Source organism: Escherichia sp. MOD1-EC5950 (genome assembly GCF_002965345.1).
GTDB classification, from domain to species: domain Bacteria; phylum Pseudomonadota; class Gammaproteobacteria; order Enterobacterales; family Enterobacteriaceae; genus Escherichia; species Escherichia marmotae.
Genome location: NZ_PTSR01000002.1, coordinates 383,669 through 400,752, shown reverse-complemented (window position 1 = coordinate 400,752; position 17,084 = coordinate 383,669). Strand labels below are relative to the sequence as shown.

Annotated in this window: 19 protein-coding genes; 9 read left to right on the top strand and 10 right to left on the bottom strand. The window is 48.8% G+C overall.

Annotated features, from left to right (window positions below; all coding sequences use genetic code 11):
* Positions 1 to 15: 15 nt before the first annotated feature.
* From csgA to clsC, 5 genes are all read left to right on the top strand, one after another.
* A complete protein-coding gene (csgA, locus tag BEA93_RS04370) occupies positions 16 to 477 on the top strand; it encodes a curli major subunit CsgA (RefSeq protein WP_000771420.1) in 462 nt (153 codons plus the stop codon).
* A 58-nt stretch (positions 478 to 535) separates the two neighbouring features.
* Positions 536 to 868, top strand: coding sequence for a curli assembly chaperone CsgC (csgC, locus tag BEA93_RS04365; protein WP_000992824.1), 333 nt, complete (start codon positions 536 to 538; stop codon positions 866 to 868).
* A gap of 121 nt (positions 869 to 989) precedes the next feature.
* Entirely contained in the window at positions 990 to 1,301 is a 312-nt protein-coding gene (locus tag BEA93_RS04360; protein ID WP_000489594.1) for a type 1 fimbrial protein, read from the top strand.
* Positions 1,302 to 1,395: 94 nt separating this feature from the next.
* Entirely contained in the window at positions 1,396 to 1,929 is a 534-nt protein-coding gene (gene ymdB, locus BEA93_RS04355) for an O-acetyl-ADP-ribose deacetylase (protein ID WP_105224280.1), read from the top strand.
* Positions 1,871 to 3,352, top strand: coding sequence for a cardiolipin synthase ClsC (clsC, locus tag BEA93_RS04350; RefSeq protein WP_016261899.1), 1,482 nt, complete (start codon positions 1,871 to 1,873; stop codon positions 3,350 to 3,352). Before ymdB ends, clsC begins: the two co-directional genes overlap by 59 nt.
* A gap of 7 nt (positions 3,353 to 3,359) precedes the next feature.
* On the opposite strand, the gene mdoC is transcribed toward clsC, so the two are convergent.
* Positions 3,360 to 4,517: a glucans biosynthesis protein MdoC gene (gene mdoC / locus BEA93_RS04345; RefSeq protein ID WP_105224281.1), complete on the bottom strand. Its 1,158-nt coding sequence runs from the start codon at positions 4,515 to 4,517 to the stop codon at positions 3,360 to 3,362.
* A gap of 393 nt (positions 4,518 to 4,910) precedes the next feature.
* Between mdoC and mdoG the strand changes: the two genes are divergently transcribed.
* The 3 genes from mdoG (at position 4,911) to BEA93_RS04320 (ending at position 9,347) form a co-directional block, all read left to right on the top strand.
* A complete protein-coding gene (gene mdoG, locus BEA93_RS04330) occupies positions 4,911 to 6,446 on the top strand; it encodes a glucans biosynthesis protein MdoG (protein WP_010377222.1) in 1,536 nt (511 codons plus the stop codon).
* On the top strand, positions 6,439 to 8,982 hold the full coding sequence (gene mdoH / locus BEA93_RS04325) for a glucans biosynthesis glucosyltransferase MdoH (RefSeq protein ID WP_010377224.1): 2,544 nt from the start codon (positions 6,439 to 6,441) through the stop codon (positions 8,980 to 8,982). Before mdoG ends, mdoH begins: the two co-directional genes overlap by 8 nt.
* A gap of 137 nt (positions 8,983 to 9,119) precedes the next feature.
* Entirely contained in the window at positions 9,120 to 9,347 is a 228-nt protein-coding gene (locus BEA93_RS04320; protein WP_001211026.1) for a YceK/YidQ family lipoprotein, read from the top strand.
* Here BEA93_RS04320 and BEA93_RS04315 read toward each other — a convergent pair whose 3' ends face one another.
* From BEA93_RS04315 to lpxL, 3 genes are all read right to left on the bottom strand, one after another.
* Complete coding sequence (locus tag BEA93_RS04315; RefSeq protein ID WP_001516169.1) at positions 9,348 to 9,722, bottom strand: MysB family protein; 375 nt, start codon at positions 9,720 to 9,722, stop codon at positions 9,348 to 9,350. It lies immediately after the preceding gene.
* A gap of 82 nt (positions 9,723 to 9,804) precedes the next feature.
* Positions 9,805 to 11,031, bottom strand: coding sequence for a multidrug efflux MFS transporter MdtG (gene mdtG, locus BEA93_RS04310; protein ID WP_016248582.1), 1,227 nt, complete (start codon positions 11,029 to 11,031; stop codon positions 9,805 to 9,807).
* 177 nt (positions 11,032 to 11,208) lie between these two features.
* Positions 11,209 to 12,129 (bottom strand): kdo(2)-lipid IV(A) lauroyltransferase, encoded by a 921-nt coding sequence (gene lpxL, locus BEA93_RS04305; RefSeq protein WP_001516170.1) that lies wholly within the window; start codon positions 12,127 to 12,129, stop codon positions 11,209 to 11,211.
* Between the two features lie 223 nt (positions 12,130 to 12,352).
* Here lpxL and trhO point away from each other — a divergent pair, with 223 nt between their 5' ends.
* Entirely contained in the window at positions 12,353 to 13,405 is a 1,053-nt protein-coding gene (gene trhO / locus BEA93_RS04300) for an oxygen-dependent tRNA uridine(34) hydroxylase TrhO (RefSeq protein WP_105224282.1), read from the top strand.
* 41 nt (positions 13,406 to 13,446) lie between these two features.
* On the opposite strand, the gene BEA93_RS04295 is transcribed toward trhO, so the two are convergent.
* The 6 genes from BEA93_RS04295 to dinI form a co-directional block, all read right to left on the bottom strand.
* Positions 13,447 to 14,022, bottom strand: a complete 576-nt coding sequence (locus tag BEA93_RS04295) for a YceI family protein (protein WP_000749251.1) — start codon at positions 14,020 to 14,022, stop codon at positions 13,447 to 13,449.
* 3 nt (positions 14,023 to 14,025) lie between these two features.
* Positions 14,026 to 14,592 (bottom strand): cytochrome b, encoded by a 567-nt coding sequence (locus BEA93_RS04290; protein WP_010377234.1) that lies wholly within the window; start codon positions 14,590 to 14,592, stop codon positions 14,026 to 14,028.
* A gap of 261 nt (positions 14,593 to 14,853) precedes the next feature.
* Positions 14,854 to 14,967: a YceO family protein gene (locus tag BEA93_RS04285; protein WP_001253738.1), complete on the bottom strand. Its 114-nt coding sequence runs from the start codon at positions 14,965 to 14,967 to the stop codon at positions 14,854 to 14,856.
* Between the two features lie 48 nt (positions 14,968 to 15,015).
* A complete protein-coding gene (gene solA / locus BEA93_RS04280) occupies positions 15,016 to 16,134 on the bottom strand; it encodes an N-methyl-L-tryptophan oxidase (protein ID WP_016261903.1) in 1,119 nt (372 codons plus the stop codon).
* Positions 16,135 to 16,248: 114 nt separating this feature from the next.
* Positions 16,249 to 16,503: a biofilm formation regulator BssS gene (bssS, locus tag BEA93_RS04275; RefSeq protein ID WP_000414435.1), complete on the bottom strand. Its 255-nt coding sequence runs from the start codon at positions 16,501 to 16,503 to the stop codon at positions 16,249 to 16,251.
* Positions 16,504 to 16,778: 275 nt separating this feature from the next.
* Positions 16,779 to 17,024, bottom strand: coding sequence for a DNA damage-inducible protein I (dinI, locus tag BEA93_RS04270; protein ID WP_001217758.1), 246 nt, complete (start codon positions 17,022 to 17,024; stop codon positions 16,779 to 16,781).
* Positions 17,025 to 17,084 lie beyond the last annotated feature (60 nt).

Here is a 17,084-nt window from a genome sequence, read left to right as displayed (position 1 = left end):
CGATGGGGGTTTTACATGAAACTTTTAAAAGTAGCAGCAATTGCAGCAATCGTATTCTCTGGTAGTGCTCTGGCAGGTGCTATTCCTCAGTACGGCGGCGGTGGCGGCGGCAACCACGGTGGTGGCGGCAATAACAGCGGCCCGAATTCAGAGCTGAATATTTACCAGTACGGCGGCGGTAACTCTGCTGTTGCATTGCAGGCTGATGCCCGCAACTCCGATCTGACTATTACCCAGCATGGCGGCGGTAACGGCGCTGATGTTGGACAAGGTTCTGATGACAGCTCAATCGATCTGACTCAGCGTGGTTTCGGTAACAGCGCTACTCTCGATCAGTGGAATGGTAAAGATTCTACTATGACCGTTAAACAGTTCGGTGGTGGTAACGGTGCTGCTGTTGACCAGACTGCATCTAACTCCAGCGTCAACGTAACTCAGGTTGGCTTTGGTAACAACGCGACCGCTCATCAGTACTAATACAGAATTTGTATGACAGAAACAGGGCGTAAGCCCTGTTTTTTTTCGGGAGAATAGTATGAACGCGTTATTACTTCTCGCGGCGCTTTCCAGCCAGATAACCTTTAATACGACCCAGCAAGGCGACATGTACACCATTATCCCTGAAGTCACCCTGACACAATCTTGCCTGTGTCGGGTACAAATATTGTCTCTGCGCGAAGGCAGTTCTGGGCAAAGCCAGACGAAGCAAGAAAAGACCCTCTCAGTGCCCGCTAATCAACCCATTGCTTTGACAAAATTGAGCTTAAATATTTCCCCGGACGATCGAGTGAAAATAGTTGTTACTGTTTCTGATGGACAGTCACTGCATTTATCACAACAATGGCCGCCATCTTCAGGAAAGTCTTAATGCGTTGATATATTGAGCATAAAATGAATCGGGAGAGAATGGTCTGATGCGAATCGGCCAACCTGACAGTATGGATAACAGCAACCCTCAAGGATGATTAATCATTGAGGAAATAGAATAAATGTTCAGACCATTTTTAAACTCTCTTATGCTCGGCAGTCTGGTTTACCCTTTTATTGCCATCGCAGGCAGTAATGCACAAGGTGGCGTGATCTATTTTCGTGGTCAAATTGTAGAACCGACATGTGATGTCAGTACTCTTCAGGCACCACCAGAAATGACCTGTATGCAGAATGGTTCGGTTCCGGACAAAACCTATTCCAGCAAAGAGTTGATGAGCGGTAACGTCAAAAATCCGCAAATTGCCTCAGTAAAAGTGCAGTACCTTGATGAGCAGAAAAAGCTGGCTGTGATGAACATCGAATATAACTAAGTTTCTGAGCAACTCACGTTGCTGACAACAAAAATGCGATTTCCCTAAAAGCCCTGCTGTACACTTAAGGAACAAGATGGTGTAAGGAGGCGTTATGAAATCGCGTATTCATGTTGTGCAGGGTGATATTACCAAACTGGCCGTTGATGTTATTGTTAATGCGGCAAATCCATCATTAATGGGGGGCGGCGGTGTTGATGGCGCTATTCATCGCGCTGCTGGTCCGGCCTTGCTGGATGCTTGTTTAAAAGTTCGTCAGCAACAGGGCGATTGCCCTATGGGACATGCAGTCATTACTCTTGCAGGCGATCTTCCTGCCAAAGCAGTTGTGCATACCGTTGGGCCAGTCTGGCGCGGGGGCGAACAAAATGAAGACCAGTTATTGCAGGATGCCTATCTCAATAGTCTGCGACTGGTGGCTGCGAACGGTTATTCGTCAGTGGCTTTTCCTGCCATTAGCACTGGTGTATATGGTTACCCGCGTGCTGCTGCGGCTGAAATAGCTGTAAAAACCGTTTCGGAATTTATTACCCGTCACGCTTTACCTGAGCAAGTATACTTTGTCTGTTATGATGCAGAAAACACCCACCTCTACGAAAGACTCCTTACCCAACAAGGAGATGAATGATTTGCCCCGGCTGGCGAGCGCGGTGCTGCCGTTGTGCTCGCAACATCCTGGAAAATGCGGCATTTTCCCTCTTGATAAAAGCCTGGATGCGTTTGCCGCAAGATATTATCTGGCGGAAATGGCGGAACATACGCTGGATGTTCAGTACTACATTTGGCAGGACGATATGTCGGGGCGGTTGCTGTTTTCCGCCCTGTTAGCCGCAGCGAAGCGTGGCGTTCGCGTCCGGTTGTTGCTCGATGACAACAATACCCCCGGGCTTGATGACATTTTACGCTTGCTCGATAGTCACCCGCGTATTGAAGTCCGGCTTTTCAATCCTTTCTCGTTTCGTTTGTTGCGCCCGCTTGGCTATATCACCGATTTTTCCCGCCTCAATCGCCGTATGCATAATAAAAGTTTTACCGTTGATGGTGTGGTAACGCTGGTGGGCGGGCGAAACATTGGCGACGCTTATTTTGGTGCGGGGGAAGAGCCGCTTTTTTCTGATTTAGATGTCATGGCAATCGGGCCAGTAGTTGAGGACGTTGCCGATGATTTCGCCCGCTACTGGTATTGCAAATCGGTTTCACCGTTGCAGCAGGTGCTGGATGTTCCCGATGGCGAAATGGCTGACCGCATTGAGCTACCTGCGTCCTGGTACAACGACACCGGGACACATCGCTATTTGCGCCAAATGGAGTTAAGTCCTTTTATAAATCAACTGGTTGACGGGACATTGCCGCTAATCTGGGCAAGAACGCGTTTATTAAGTGATGATCCCGCGAAAGGGGAGGGCAAGGCAAAACGCCATTCACTGCTGCCGCAACGTCTGTTCGATATCATGGGCTCACCCAGCGAACGTATTGATATTATCTCTTCCTATTTTGTGCCAACGCGCGCGGGAGTGGCGCAGCTTTTACGAATGGTGAGAAAAGGGGTCAAGATAGCTATCTTAACCAATTCACTTGCCGCTAACGATGTCGCTGTCGTTCATGCCGGGTATGCCCGCTGGCGCAAAAAATTGCTCCGCTATGGCGTTGAATTATATGAACTGAAGCCGACGCGGGAACAGAGCGGAACGCTGCACGATCGCGGTATAACCGGGAATTCTGGCGCAAGTCTGCATGCCAAAACGTTTAGTGTCGATGGCAAAATTGTGTTTATTGGCTCATTCAATTTCGATCCGCGTTCAACGCTGCTCAATACTGAAATGGGCCTGGTGATAGAGAGTGAAACGCTGGCGCAATTAATCGATAAACGCTTTATGCAGAGTCAGTATGATGCGGCCTGGCAGCTCCGTTTGGATCGTTGGGGAAGGATCAACTGGGTCGATCGTCATGGGAAGGAAGATATTATCCTCAAAAAAGAACCCGCAACCAGTTTCTGGAAGCGGGTTATGGTCAGACTGGCGTCAATATTGCCCGTAGAATGGTTATTATAAACGTGGCTTAACGGGCTGGCGCTTTATCATTCTCACGCTTCACGTTCGGTTTGCCAGAGAATAAAAACTTCAGCAACGGAATGCGTAAATGAATTTCGTACAGAATTATCGCAATCCCTATCACAAATATCAGACCGCAGAGAAAACCAAGCCAATTTGAGGAGATATGCGGGGTGATGTATGCGCCGAAAAAGAGCGTTAACGGGTGGTGAACCAGGTAGATAAACAGCGACGCGTTGACAAAATAAGTTACCCGTGCCGACTGAAAATTAAGCAGGCGGTGGCCGAAGGAGAAGACCACATTAACCATCCACAGTCCGAGCACCATCGTGATCACCGACTCAGTTTCATACATCCATGCATCGCCACTGCCGTAACGTTGATTGAGCAAATAAGCCATAAATGCCAGTGCTGCCGCGAGGGTACAGCCGCGAGATGGGGTGGTAAACAAAGCTTTAAGGTTAGGAAAAATGAAAGCCAGTGCACCGAGAATAAAGAACGGCATATAAAACAGCGTCTGCATGAAAATAAAATTGAACATGCCATCGCTTAAAATGGGCGGATAAATGATAAATAGTGTTCTTCTTATTGCTGCATAGCCAACACCCAGACAGAAAAATAATATCGATAGCTTAACCATCGAGAAAGATTTATTCGCCTTATCTGAATTTTCTAAATTATTTCTGATGCGCTTAAATATCCACACGCACAGTGTCGTCATAACGACCAGCACCAGTAAAAACCACAGATGCGAGACTAATTCCCAGGCCAGAGTATTATATTTGTCATACAATGATAGCCCAGGCCAGCTTTCCGCTTTGCCTTTGACATATTGCAGCATAATGAATTGCGGCAAGGTGAGCAGGGGAATTGCCGTTAACATCGGGATACCTACGCGCTCAACGCGCACTTTCCACCATTTTTTCAATGGGTAGCGCAAAAACAGCATGTAGGAAAAATACCCGGAAATAACGAAAAATACCTGCATACGGAAGGCGTGGATAAAATCGTTAAAAAGCGTCAGCCACCATGATGGTTCTGCGCTATTCACATGCCAGGTGTGGCTTGAATAAATTAAAGAAATATGAAAAGGGATCCCTAACAACATCAACCATGCGCGGATGGAGTCGAGGAAATATTCACGCTGCGCGGGTACTGGATTCATATATGGTTAACTAATCTCGGATTTTTCGTCTTATCCCGACCGGGTAATGCCTTTAGGCTTTTGCCGTAGCGACACCGACCTGGCCACATGTGGCGCAGATTTCAAGTGTGTTTTTATGCGGCATAACCGCTACCACGAACCAAAATGGAAGCGCCTGTAAGACGGTTGATAAATAAATTTGCTGGCAAACCCTACACGAACTCGCTCCTTCTGTCTTTAGGAGAAGCACGGAAAGTGAAAACGGTTGCAATCAGGTGCTTAATCCATGAGCCGGTACGCCGAATAATACCGGGATTCTGTTGTCGGAATGGCTGGTTATCCATTAAAATGGATCGGATCGATATAAGCACACAAAGGGGGAAGTGCTTACTTATTATGAAACATAAACTACAAATGATGAAAATGCGTTGGTTGAGCGCTGCAGTAATGTTAACTCTGTATACATCGCCAGGCTGGGCCTTCAGCATTGACGATGTCGCAAAGCAAGCTCAATCCTTAGCCGGGAAAGGCTATGAGGCACCTAAAAGTAACTTGCCCTCCGTTTTCCGCGACATGAAATACGCGGACTATCAGCAGATCCAGTTTAATCATGACAAAGCCTACTGGAACAATCTGAAGACCCCATTCAAGCTCGAGTTCTACCATCAAGGTATGTACTTCGACACGCCGGTCAAAATCAACGAAGTCACCGCAACGGCAGTAAAAAGAATCAAATACAGTCCGGATTATTTCACTTTCGGTGATGTTCAGCATGACAAAGACACGGTAAAAGACCTTGGCTTCGCCGGTTTTAAAGTGCTTTACCCGATCAACAGCAAAGATAAAAACGATGAAATCGTCAGCATGCTCGGGGCCAGCTATTTTCGCGTGATTGGCGCAGGTCAGGTTTACGGTCTTTCTGCCCGTGGCCTGGCAATTGATACCGCTTTGCCATCCGGTGAAGAATTTCCGCGATTTAAAGAATTCTGGATCGAGCGTCCAAAACCGACTGACAAACGTTTAACGATTTATGCGCTGCTTGATTCGCCGCGTGCGACAGGCGCTTACAAGTTCGTTGTTATGCCGGGACGTGACACGGTTGTTGATGTGCAATCGAAAATTTACCTGCGCGATAAAGTCGGCAAACTGGGCGTTGCACCGTTAACCAGTATGTTCCTGTTCGGGCCGAATCAGCCATCTCCGGCGAATAACTATCGTCCGGAATTGCACGATTCTAACGGCCTTTCTATCCATGCTGGTAACGGTGAGTGGATCTGGCGTCCGCTGAACAACCCGAAACATCTGGCGATCAGCAGTTTCTCGATGGAGAACCCTCAAGGTTTCGGTCTACTGCAACGCGGCCGCGATTTCTCCCGTTTTGAAGATCTCGACGATCGTTATGATTTGCGTCCTAGCGCCTGGGTAACGCCGAAAGGGGAGTGGGGTAAAGGCAGCGTTGAGCTGGTAGAAATTCCAACCAACGATGAAACCAACGATAACATCGTCGCTTACTGGACACCGGATCAGTTGCCGGAGCCGGGCAAAGAGATGAACTTTAAATACACCATCACCTTCAGTCGTGACGAAGACAAACTTCACGCGCCTGATAACGCCTGGGTGCAGCAGACGCGTCGTTCAACGGGCGATGTAAAGCAGTCGAACCTGATTCGCCAGCCTGATGGCACTATTGCCTTTGTGGTCGATTTCACCGGCGCAGAAATGAAAAAACTGCCAGAGGATACGCCGGTCACCGCGCAAACCAGCATTGGCGATAATGGTGAGATTGTCGAAAGCACGGTGCGTTATAACCCGGTTACTAAAGGCTGGCGTCTGGTGATGCGTGTGAAAGTGAAAGATGCCAAGAAAACCACTGAAATGCGTGCTGCGCTGGTGAATGCCGATCAGACGTTGAGTGAAACCTGGAGCTACCAGTTACCTGCCAATGAATAAGACAACCGAGTACATTGACGCAATGCCCATCTCTGCAAGCGAGAAAGCGGCATTGCCGAAGACCGATATCCGCGCTGTTCATCAGGCGCTGGATGCTGAACACCGGATCTATGCGCGGGAGGATGACTCCCCACAAGGCTCGGTAAAGGCACGTCTGGAACAAGCCTGGCCTGATTCGCTTGCTGATGGACAGTTAATTAAAGACGACGAAGGACGCGACCAGCTTCAGGCAATGCCGAAAGCAAAACGCTCCTCTATGTTTCCCGATCCGTGGCGAACTAATCCGGTAGGGCGATTCTGGGATCGTCTGCGTGGGCGCGATGTGACGCCGCGCTATCTGGCCCGGTTGACCAAAGAAGAGCAGGAAAGTGAGCAAAAGTGGCGTACCGTCGGGACAATCCGTCGTTACATCCTGCTTATCCTGACGTTGGCGCAAACTGTTGTCGCCACCTGGTACATGAAGACGATTCTGCCGTATCAGGGATGGGCGTTGATTAATCCGGTTGATATGGTTGGTCAGGATCTGTGGGTTTCCTTCATGCAGCTCCTGCCTTATATGCTGCAAACCGGCATTCTGATCCTCTTCGCTGTTCTTTTCTGTTGGGTGTCTGCCGGGTTCTGGACGGCGCTGATGGGCTTCCTGCAGTTACTTATTGGTCGCGATAAATACAGTATATCTGCGTCAACCGTTGGTGATGAGCCGTTAAATCCGGAGCATCGCACGGCATTGATCATGCCTATTTGTAATGAGGATGTGAACCGCGTCTTTGCAGGCTTGCGCGCAACGTGGGAATCGGTAAAAGCCACCGGCAATGCTCAACACTTTGATGTCTATATTCTGAGTGACAGCTACAACCCAGACATCTGTGTGGCAGAACAAAAAGCGTGGATGGAGCTGATCGCTGAAGTCGGTGGCGAAGGTCAGATTTTCTATCGCCGTCGCCGTCGTCGCGTGAAGCGTAAGAGCGGTAATATCGATGACTTCTGCCGTCGCTGGGGCAGTCAGTACAGCTACATGGTGGTGCTGGATGCCGACTCAGTGATGACCGGTGATTGCTTGTGTGGTCTGGTGCGCCTGATGGAAGCCAATCCGAATGCCGGGATTATCCAGTCTTCACCGAAAGCGTCCGGTATGGATACGTTGTATGCGCGCTGCCAGCAGTTTGCTACCCGTGTCTATGGGCCATTGTTCACTGCCGGTTTGCACTTCTGGCAACTCGGTGAGTCGCACTACTGGGGGCATAACGCGATAATCCGCGTGAAACCGTTTATCGAGCATTGTGCGCTGGCACCGCTGCCTGGTGAAGGATCATTTGCTGGTTCAATTCTTTCGCATGACTTTGTGGAAGCCGCACTGATGCGCCGTGCAGGCTGGGGGGTATGGATTGCTTACGATCTTCCTGGCTCTTATGAAGAGTTGCCGCCTAATCTGCTTGATGAGCTAAAACGTGACCGCCGCTGGTGCCACGGTAACTTGATGAACTTCCGTCTGTTCCTGGTGAAAGGGATGCACCCGGTACACCGCGCGGTGTTCCTGACAGGTGTGATGTCTTATCTTTCCGCACCGCTGTGGTTTATGTTCCTCGCGCTTTCTACCGCATTGCAGGTAGTGCACGCGCTGACCGAGCCGCAATACTTTCTGCAACCACGGCAGTTGTTCCCGGTGTGGCCACAGTGGCGTCCTGAACTGGCTATTGCGCTGTTTGCCTCGACCATGGTGCTGCTGTTCCTGCCGAAGTTGTTGAGTATTTTGCTCATCTGGTGCAAAGGGACGAAAGAGTATGGCGGCTTCTGGCGCGTGACGTTATCGTTGTTGTTAGAAGTGCTGTTCTCCGTGTTGTTGGCACCGGTACGCATGCTGTTTCATACGGTATTCGTGGTCAGCGCCTTCCTCGGTTGGGAAGTGGTGTGGAATTCACCGCAGCGTGATGATGACTCCACTTCCTGGGGCGAAGCGTTTAAACGCCACGGCTCTCAGTTATTGCTGGGGTTAGTGTGGGCGGTCGGTATGGCGTGGCTGGATCTGCGTTTTCTGTTCTGGCTGGCACCGATTGTCTTCTCGTTGATCCTGTCACCGTTTGTTTCGGTGATCTCCAGCCGTACAACCGTTGGTTTGCGCACGAAACGCTGGAAACTGTTCCTGATCCCGGAAGAGTATTCACCGCCGCAGGTACTGGTCGATACCGATCGTTTCCTTGAGATGAACCGTCAACGTTCTCTCGACGATGGCTTTATGCACGCGGTGTTTAATCCGTCGTTTAATGCCCTGGCAATGGCAATGGCCACCGCGCGTCACCGCGCCAGTAAGGTGCTGGAAATCGCCCGCGATCGCCACGTTGAACAGGCGCTGAACGAGACGCCAGAGAAGCTGAATCGCGATCGCCGCCTGGTGCTGTTGAGCGATCCGGTGACCATGGCACGCCTGCATTTCCGTGTGTGGAATTCCCCGGAGAAATATTCTTCATGGGTGAGTTACTACGAAGGGATAAAGCTGAATCCACTGGCATTACGTAAACCGGATGTGGCTTCGCAATAAAGCGTAGTTACCTGCAATATATTGAATTTGCAAGGTTTCGTAGATCGGATAAGGCGTTCACGCCACATCCGGCAAAAACAACGAGCCAATAAAAATACCGGCGTAATGCCGGTATTTTTTTACAGAAGAGGGTACGAATGCGTTTCATTTTGGTAGGCATCATGGTTGCTTTGCTGAGTGGTTGTGGCAGCATCATCAGCCGCACCATACCGGGGCAGGGGCATGGCAATCAATATTATCCAGGTGTGCAATGGGATGTGCGTGACTCCGCATGGCGCTATGTCACGATCCTTGATCTTCCATTCTCTTTAGTCTTTGATACCTTACTGCTGCCGATCGACATTCACCACGGAGCATATGAGTAATTAACGTTCATCCCACTCATCGGCTGCTGTGCGCCCTTCTTCGGTATCCAGCGGAGGCTCAAGCTGGAATTCGCCTTCGTCCCATTCATGCAGAGTATTTTCTTCCTGCCATTCCTGGCGGATTTCAATCTCATCATAATCGCCATCAAATATGCTCTGTGCGGCTTCTCCACTGAACATTGGCAGGCATTCACCTTCTTCGCCTTCATCGGCGTAAAACTCAACCTGCCACATAATGTCGCCATCTTGCAGAATGTATTTTTGGACATTGAACTGTTGCACATTCGCTTCTTCGGCGTCGATGCCGGGATTGTCAGCAAGAAATTCTTCGCGTGCGGCATCAATGGCTTCTTCAAGCGTTGCGTACATAGTCATCACGATTCTCCCTTTGATTTGATGAGGTATTCAGGGAAAGAATAGCTGATTCTCCGCTTTTGCAAGTATGAAAGGCGAAAAATCAGTTCGATACCTGGGGGAATCGACGGCGACGCAGGCTGTTCCAGGAATAGACAGCGTTAAACAGAACGACTCCGGCAGTAACCAGAAATACTGCCCGGAAGCCATAGTTTGCTGAGATAGCGGCCCCCATCAATGGCCCCGTAACGTTGCCAATATCACGAAACGACTGGTTATAACTGAAAATGCGACCGGCGATTTGGTTGGTCGAATTGTAAACCAGCAGCGTCTGTACGGCGGGGAGCAAAGCACCATCTGCAGCACCGAGTAAAAACCGTAAAATCCCCAGTTGCAATGGCGTCTGGACATAAGACATTGGGATCAACAGCAGTACAGAAAAGATCAGCGCAGTTATCAGAATCTTTTCTGGTCCGATTCGATCGCCAAGTTTGCCGAGTCGTGGTGCGCTAAGCAGAGCTGCCACGCCGGGGACTGAGGCGATCATCCCGCTGATAAACGCGATATTACTGACGTTGCCGGCCAGTTCGCGGACATACAGCGTCAGGATTGGGGCGATTGAACCGGTGGCAATCTGGATAATTAACGTCGTGACAAACAGGCTGAGTACCAGTTTTGGGTTTTTAAGTGACGTTACGACTTCCCGCATGTGCAGCATCTCTTTTTTGCTGACCGGTTGGAATTTTTCTTTGATACAAAGTAGGGTGACAAAAAAACAGAGTAGCAGCACGCTAGCGGTGATAAAGAACACCGGACGTAAGCCGTAGCTATCCGCGAGCAGACCGCCAGCCATTGGGCCGAGCAACGCGCCACTAACCCCACCGGTAGAGAGTGTCCCCAGCGCCCAGCCGCTTTTGTTGCGTGGGACCTGGGTGGCGATTAAGGCGTTGGCGTTGGGAACAAATCCACCGAGCAGCCCCAGTAGCGCCCGCAGGATCAGGAACTGCCAGATATTTTGCGCCAACCCCATCAACACCATCACGATGCCCATCCCGAGAGCCGAGCGCAATAGCATAATTTTTCGGCCTTTGCGATCGGCAAGCCCGCCCCAAAACGGGGAGGCGATAGCAGAAAATAAAAAGGTAATACTGAAGACAATTCCGGACCACATATTCAGCTCACTGTGACCGGTGACGCCAAGTTGCTCAACGTAGAGGGGTAAGAACGGCATCACCAGACTGAAGGCGGCGCCGGTGAGAAAACAACCTAGCCAGGCAACGATCAGGTTTCGTTTCCAGTTTATGGAGGTGTCATTATCAGAGGGTGACATAGCAATCCGCTGTTGGTGCGCCAGGCGCGGTGAACATAAGAAGAAAAAATAAGCACACTAATTATGCGCCTGACTTATAGGTGGTGCAACGCAGAGAGCTTTTATCGCTAAATCAGGGGATTTGATGCTGACAGGCCGGATGTGATGCAGGCATCTTATCCGGCCTGTGAATATGTATTAATAGCGAGAAGGTACGCCTTGCGGGCGCGTTTTAAAGCGACGATGCAGCCACATGTACTGTTCCGGCGCCATCATGATGCATTTTTCTACCACTTTATTCATCCACGCAGCGGTGGTTTCAGCGTTATCCAGCGGAGGTGAACACTCTGGCGGCAGCATGATCAATTGATACCCTTTGCCATCTGGCTTACGACGCGGAACAAACGGCACCAGACACGCACCAGACATTCTGGCCAGCATCCAGGTGCCGCTGGTGGTCGCCGCCTGTTCAACGGCAAACAGCGGCACAAAAACGCTTGAGCGTGGACCGTAATCGTGATCTGGTGCATACCAGACCACTTCGCCTTTCTTCAGTGCTTTAATCATTCCTTTTAAATCTTTGCGATCGAGCATCGATTTATTCGAACGCAGACGCCCCCAGGTTTGCAGCCAGTCGATCAATGGATTATCGTTCGGGCGATAGACACCGATACCCGGTTCCTGCATACCAAATTGCCTTGCGCCCAGTTCCAGAGTCAGAAAATGGATGCCAACTAACAGGATGCCGCGCTTTTGTGCCTGCACGTCACGGATATGTTCCATGCCGATCACTTCTGTCCAACGGGCAACCCGACGGTCCGGCCAGAACCATGCCATGCCAGTCTCCATCAGCCCCATGCCAACGGATTCGAAATTCTTCACCACCATTTCACGGCGTTCCTGTTCACTCATCTCCGGGAAGCACAGTTCCAGGTTGCGGTGCACAATTTTGGCGCGTCGTTTCATAAAACGTAACGCCAGTCGTCCCGCCGCGATGCCGAGGCGGTAGATAATTGGGTAGGGTAACTGAACGACCAACCAAAGTACGCCAATACCCAACCAGGTTAACCAATAACGCGGATGAAGCAGTGCGGTGGAGAACTTGGGTAGATTCGTCATATCAATCCTGTCTTTCAACCTATACGGGCAATTGTATGTATTGTCGCATTTTTTCGTCCGCAACCAAAATTTGTGACCGGGGATTGGGTGAAATTGCCGCGCATGTAAACCATTATTAATTTTTAATGTGCAAATGTAGCGTAAAATGTGTGGATGTTAATTATCGATAATTGCTATATGATGCCGCGGATTTTTACTTACCCACCCGCAGGAACCGTACACCATGCCAGTGTTACACAACCGCATTTCTAATGACGCGCTGAAAGCCAAAATGCTGGCCGAGAGCGAACCACGCACCACCATGTCGTTCTATAAATATTTCCAAATTGCCGATCCCAGGGCGACCCGCGATGCTTTATATCAGCTATTTACTGCGTTGAATGTCTTTGGGCGGGTCTATCTGGCACGTGAAGGGATCAACGCACAAATCAGCGTACCGGCGAGCAACGTAGAGACATTTCGCGCACAGCTTTATGCTTTTGACCCTGCTTTAAACGGATTACGTCTGAATATTGCGCTGGATGATGACGGGAAATCCTTCTGGGTGCTGCGCATGAAAGTCCGCGAACGAATTGTTGCCGATGGTATTGACGATCCTCAATTTGACGCCAGTAACGTCGGGGAATATCTACAAGCGGCGGAAGTGAACGCCATGCTTGACGATCCAGATACGCTGTTTATCGACATGCGCAACCACTATGAATACGAAGTGGGGCATTTTGAAAACGCGCTCGAAATTCCGGCTGATACCTTCCGTGAGCAACTGCCGAAAGCGGTTGAGATGATGCAGGCGCATAAAGATAAAAAAATCGTGATGTACTGCACCGGTGGTATTCGTTGCGAAAAGGCCAGTGCCTGGATGAAACATAGCGGATTCAATAAAGTCTGGCATATCGAAGGCGGCATTATTGAATACGCCCGCAAAGCGCGGGAAGAAGGTCTGCCGGTCCGCTTTATTGGTAAAAATTTCGTTTTTGATGAGCGGATGGGAGAGCGCATCTCTGATGAAATTATCGCGCATTGTCATCAATGTGGCACACCGTGCGACAGCCATACCAACTGCAAAAATGATGGTTGCCACCTGCTGTTCATTCAGTGTCCGGCGTGCGCCGAGAAATTCAAAGGCTGTTGTAGTGAGATTTGCTGTGAAGAAAGCGCGTTACCGCCAGAAGAACAGCGACGTCTCCGTGCCGGGCGGGAAAATGGCAATAAGATCTTTAATAAATCACGTGGACGCCTGAACATGACACTGGTTATTCCTGATCCAACAGAATAAACATTCGTGCCGGATGCGTGTCATCCGGCAACATCTCAGCACTACTTCTGTTGTATGCCTTCAACTGAAATAATCAGATCAACTTCCTGCGAAGCCGCGCCTAAATCTGTCTTGATATTGAAGTCTTTTAGCTTAATTTTCCCTTCAGCCTCAAAACCCGCACGTTTACCGCCCCATGGATCGTCGCCCTGGCCAATCAATTTCGCTTCCAGCGTTACTGGTTTGGTCACGCCATTCAGCGTCAGATCACCAGTAATATCCAGCTCGTCACCGTTTTTCTTCACGCTGGTGGAGGAGAAGGTTGCCTGCGGATATTTTGCTGTATTAAGGAAATCCGCGCTGCGGAGATGTTTATCGCGCTCGGCGTGATTGGTATCAACACTGGTGGTGTTAATAGTCACATTCACTTTATCGGCTGCAGGATCCTTTTCATCAAACGTAAATGTACCGTCGAAATCTTTAAATGTGCCGTACAACCAACTGTAACCCAGATGCTGGATGCGGAAATTGACAAAGGCGTGCTGGCCTTCTTTGTCAATTTTATAATCGGCGGCGATAGCTGAACCGGCAGAGAACATCAGTGAAGCGAAGGTTAAACCAAGCAGGCTTTTTTTCATTTTTTAAACTCCATAGTCAGATGACGATTTTCCCAGCATGCGCTTCAGGGTGTCGTCTTTATCGATGAAATGATGCTTCAGAGCCATAAATCCGTGCATAACGGACAGAACGACCACGCTCCACGCCAGCCAAAAATGCAGGGCACCGGCTAAGTCAGCCTGCGCGCCAGTATCGGCAAGGGTTGCGGGAACGTCAAACCAGCCAAAAACGCTGATCGGTTTGCCATCGGCGGTAGAGATCAGATAGCCACTGATGCCAATGGCGAAGAGCAAGAGGTACAGCGCAAGATGTCCAGTCTTTGCACCAAGACGAGTCATAAGCGAATAATTTTGCAACGGACCTGGCGGTGGGGATATGACACGCCACAGAATACGAACAACCAGCCCCATCATTAACAGAATACCGATGCTTTTATGCAGTTCTGGTGCTTTGTGATACCAGCCATCGTAATAACTGAGCGTTACCATCCACAGACCCAAAGCAAACATGCCATAGACAATGATTGCACTTAGCCAATGAAAGGCTGTTGATATAACGCCATAGCGTTCAGGGGTATTTGTAAGTGGCATAAGGGCATCCGAAACATATTTGCGAGAGAATGAAAATGGCGTGTCGGAGAATGAATTGCAACTTAAAAATAACAATTCGAATGATATTTATTTTTATTTCAATAATTTTGATTTAATAATGAAGAGATCTTCATAAGTTTAGTTGTTTCAGGATGAGTGAAATCTGGTGAATGCGGTTATTGCAGGAATAAGCTTATTCAAATTTTCACACCAAATGAAAGAGATATTAAATATTTGTCAATTTATGTCAGTGATTACGGGTTAGAAATAAAATACATAGATGAGATCCATAATCGCCAGCAGTGACCAAAGAACAAGATAAAGCATGAAGTGTTCGCGAATATTATTGATGAGATAGTTCACCAAACGACGCATTAAAAAACTCCTGTAAAAACGGCCTCATTTTGGAGGCCGTAATGATGATTATTGGAAGCGGGAAAGTCTGAATGGCGTCAAATCAAAATTGCTTTTTTTGTCTTGTGCAAAGTCAGCGGCTATTTCCCCTAAAACCGACGCAAATTTAAAGCCGTGCCCACTCAGGCCGGTAATCAGCAGCGTATTATCGTGACCGGGCAGGGTATCGATAATAAAATCTTCGTCAGGCGAATTATCATAGGTGCAGGAAGCGCCGTACAGGCAGCAGCCAATACCTGGCAACACCTGGCGCAAGAATGGGAAGGCTTCAGAACCGTCGCTGGTAATTTCCGCAAATGGAACTCGTTCATCCGCGGAATGAATCACCTGACCACCGTTATGTTTACCAATCTTCAGAGCGTCATTTTCGGCAGGAAAACCGTAATATTGATCGCCATTGGGCAGTTCGCCAGTAAACGCCGGAAATTTATTTTTAATGCTATAACGACCATCTGCCTGATACCAGGCAAATACTTTGCGTACTGGCTGAATCGGGAGTTCTGGTAGCAGGTCTTTTACCCAGGTTCCCGCGCAGACGATCGCTTTCTTTGCCTGATACTCGCCATCAGCCGTTGTAATGGTTACGCCGTTGTCATCATGGTGAATAGCGGTGACCGGGCAATTAAACAGTTGCGCGCAGCCAGCTTCATTCGCCAGTTTGATCCAGGTTTTAATCGCCAGTTCACTGCGCAAAAAGCCGGAATCAGCTTCAAATAAGCCGATGTAGTTGTCCGGGACGCGTATTTCCGGCCAGCGGGCCATAATCGCTTGCGCATCCAGTTTTTCGACGTTGAGTTGCCACTGTTCCGCACTGTGGGCAACGTTGGTGAGGAATTTGGAGTCAGATGGACCAAGGTTGATGACGCCAGAGCGCACAAAAATAGGGTCTTCTTCGTTGTAATGGGAGAGTTCATCCCACAACGTTTGCGCGCGAAGCACTAACGGAACATATTTTTCGCCTTCACCATAAGCATGGCGAATTAATCGCGTATCACCGTGGTGACTGCCGTGTTGATGTGGTGGCATATGGGCGTCGGTCATCAGCACTTTCAAACCGGCCTGGGTGGCATAATACCCGGCTGCAGCACCTACGGAACCGCTGCCAATAATGATGAGATCGTATTTCATTTTTTTCTCTCTGCTCTCATGGTACAAGCAGAGTAATTAAGTGAATGCAGATATACAACCCAGAAATGGTAAAGGCACCGGTCAGGTGCCTTTTGGGTGGATGGTCATGTCATGTTAATGACGCCGATACTCATTTACATGGAAATCACCAGATTCAATTTTGGCGATTCCTGCTTCTAATATCGAAATAAATTGTCTGGCAACATCAGTAGTTAACCAGAGTGTCTGACCAACTTCAGTCCCTTCCTGCTCGGACTTATTTGGGGTCTGGTAGTGCAAACGCAACATCAGCGCATCATAGCTATCAACGGTGCTGATGTCCCACCCTACGAGCGGATGAGTCTGAATGACTTCATTGTTTTTTTCCATCATGGCCCCCTAATTCGTGTTACTAGACAACGTTATTCGAGGTTCAATGCGTTTTTATCTGAAGCAACTTCAGTATACCAATAAGTAAGGGTGTTCACCGAATTTTTAAAGGGGGAAAGAGATATTTTTTTGGTTTTAAGATTTATATGAACAATAAAACAGCATGTCATTCATATTTTTTTAGCATATTGTGCAATTATTTTGAGGAAGTGTAGAAGATTTGTACGCAAAATAAAAAAGCCGGGGCGACCCGGCAAAACAAACATTACTGCATATTATTCGCTAACGAACCAGTCATCTGCGCTTTCCCATGTTTCTTGCAGAATTTCGCTAATACGTTGTTTATCTTCTTTTGTCGCGCCAATAACCGATAAATTATTGGCTGAAGCATAACGAACAGACACATGGCTTTCGTTATCAGGAAACGCATACTGAATACGGCGGGAAAGTTCACCTGCCAGAGCGTCAATAGCCCCGGCAGGTAATGGAGAAGTTTTCGCGATGGTGACTTCAATTCTCATAATAGCCCCCTGTTAAATATACTGGTTATTTATACAGGTAAAATAACCTAATGACAACAG

Bases quoted from the DNA above. Each gene is read 5' to 3' on its own strand.
- csgA (WP_000771420.1), top strand. From the start codon at position 16: ATGAAACTTTTAAAAGTAGCAGCAATTGCAGCAATCGTATTCTCTGGT.
- csgC (WP_000992824.1), top strand. From the start codon at position 536: ATGAACGCGTTATTACTTCTCGCGGCGCTTTCCAGCCAGATAACCTTT.
- BEA93_RS04360 (WP_000489594.1), top strand. From the start codon at position 990: ATGTTCAGACCATTTTTAAACTCTCTTATGCTCGGCAGTCTGGTTTAC.
- ymdB (WP_105224280.1), top strand. From the start codon at position 1,396: ATGAAATCGCGTATTCATGTTGTGCAGGGTGATATTACCAAACTGGCC.
- clsC (WP_016261899.1), top strand. From the start codon at position 1,871: ATGATGCAGAAAACACCCACCTCTACGAAAGACTCCTTACCCAACAAG.
- mdoC (WP_105224281.1), bottom strand. From the start codon at position 4,517: ATGAATCCAGTACCCGCGCAGCGTGAATATTTCCTCGACTCCATCCGC.
- mdoG (WP_010377222.1), top strand. From the start codon at position 4,911: ATGATGAAAATGCGTTGGTTGAGCGCTGCAGTAATGTTAACTCTGTAT.
- mdoH (WP_010377224.1), top strand. From the start codon at position 6,439: ATGAATAAGACAACCGAGTACATTGACGCAATGCCCATCTCTGCAAGC.
- BEA93_RS04320 (WP_001211026.1), top strand. From the start codon at position 9,120: ATGCGTTTCATTTTGGTAGGCATCATGGTTGCTTTGCTGAGTGGTTGT.
- BEA93_RS04315 (WP_001516169.1), bottom strand. From the start codon at position 9,722: ATGACTATGTACGCAACGCTTGAAGAAGCCATTGATGCCGCACGCGAA.
- mdtG (WP_016248582.1), bottom strand. From the start codon at position 11,031: ATGTCACCCTCTGATAATGACACCTCCATAAACTGGAAACGAAACCTG.
- lpxL (WP_001516170.1), bottom strand. From the start codon at position 12,129: ATGACGAATCTACCCAAGTTCTCCACCGCACTGCTTCATCCGCGTTAT.
- trhO (WP_105224282.1), top strand. From the start codon at position 12,353: ATGCCAGTGTTACACAACCGCATTTCTAATGACGCGCTGAAAGCCAAA.
- BEA93_RS04295 (WP_000749251.1), bottom strand. From the start codon at position 14,022: ATGAAAAAAAGCCTGCTTGGTTTAACCTTCGCTTCACTGATGTTCTCT.
- BEA93_RS04290 (WP_010377234.1), bottom strand. From the start codon at position 14,592: ATGCCACTTACAAATACCCCTGAACGCTATGGCGTTATATCAACAGCC.
- BEA93_RS04285 (WP_001253738.1), bottom strand. From the start codon at position 14,967: ATGCGTCGTTTGGTGAACTATCTCATCAATAATATTCGCGAACACTTC.
- solA (WP_016261903.1), bottom strand. From the start codon at position 16,134: ATGAAATACGATCTCATCATTATTGGCAGCGGTTCCGTAGGTGCTGCA.
- bssS (WP_000414435.1), bottom strand. From the start codon at position 16,503: ATGGAAAAAAACAATGAAGTCATTCAGACTCATCCGCTCGTAGGGTGG.
- dinI (WP_001217758.1), bottom strand. From the start codon at position 17,024: ATGAGAATTGAAGTCACCATCGCGAAAACTTCTCCATTACCTGCCGGG.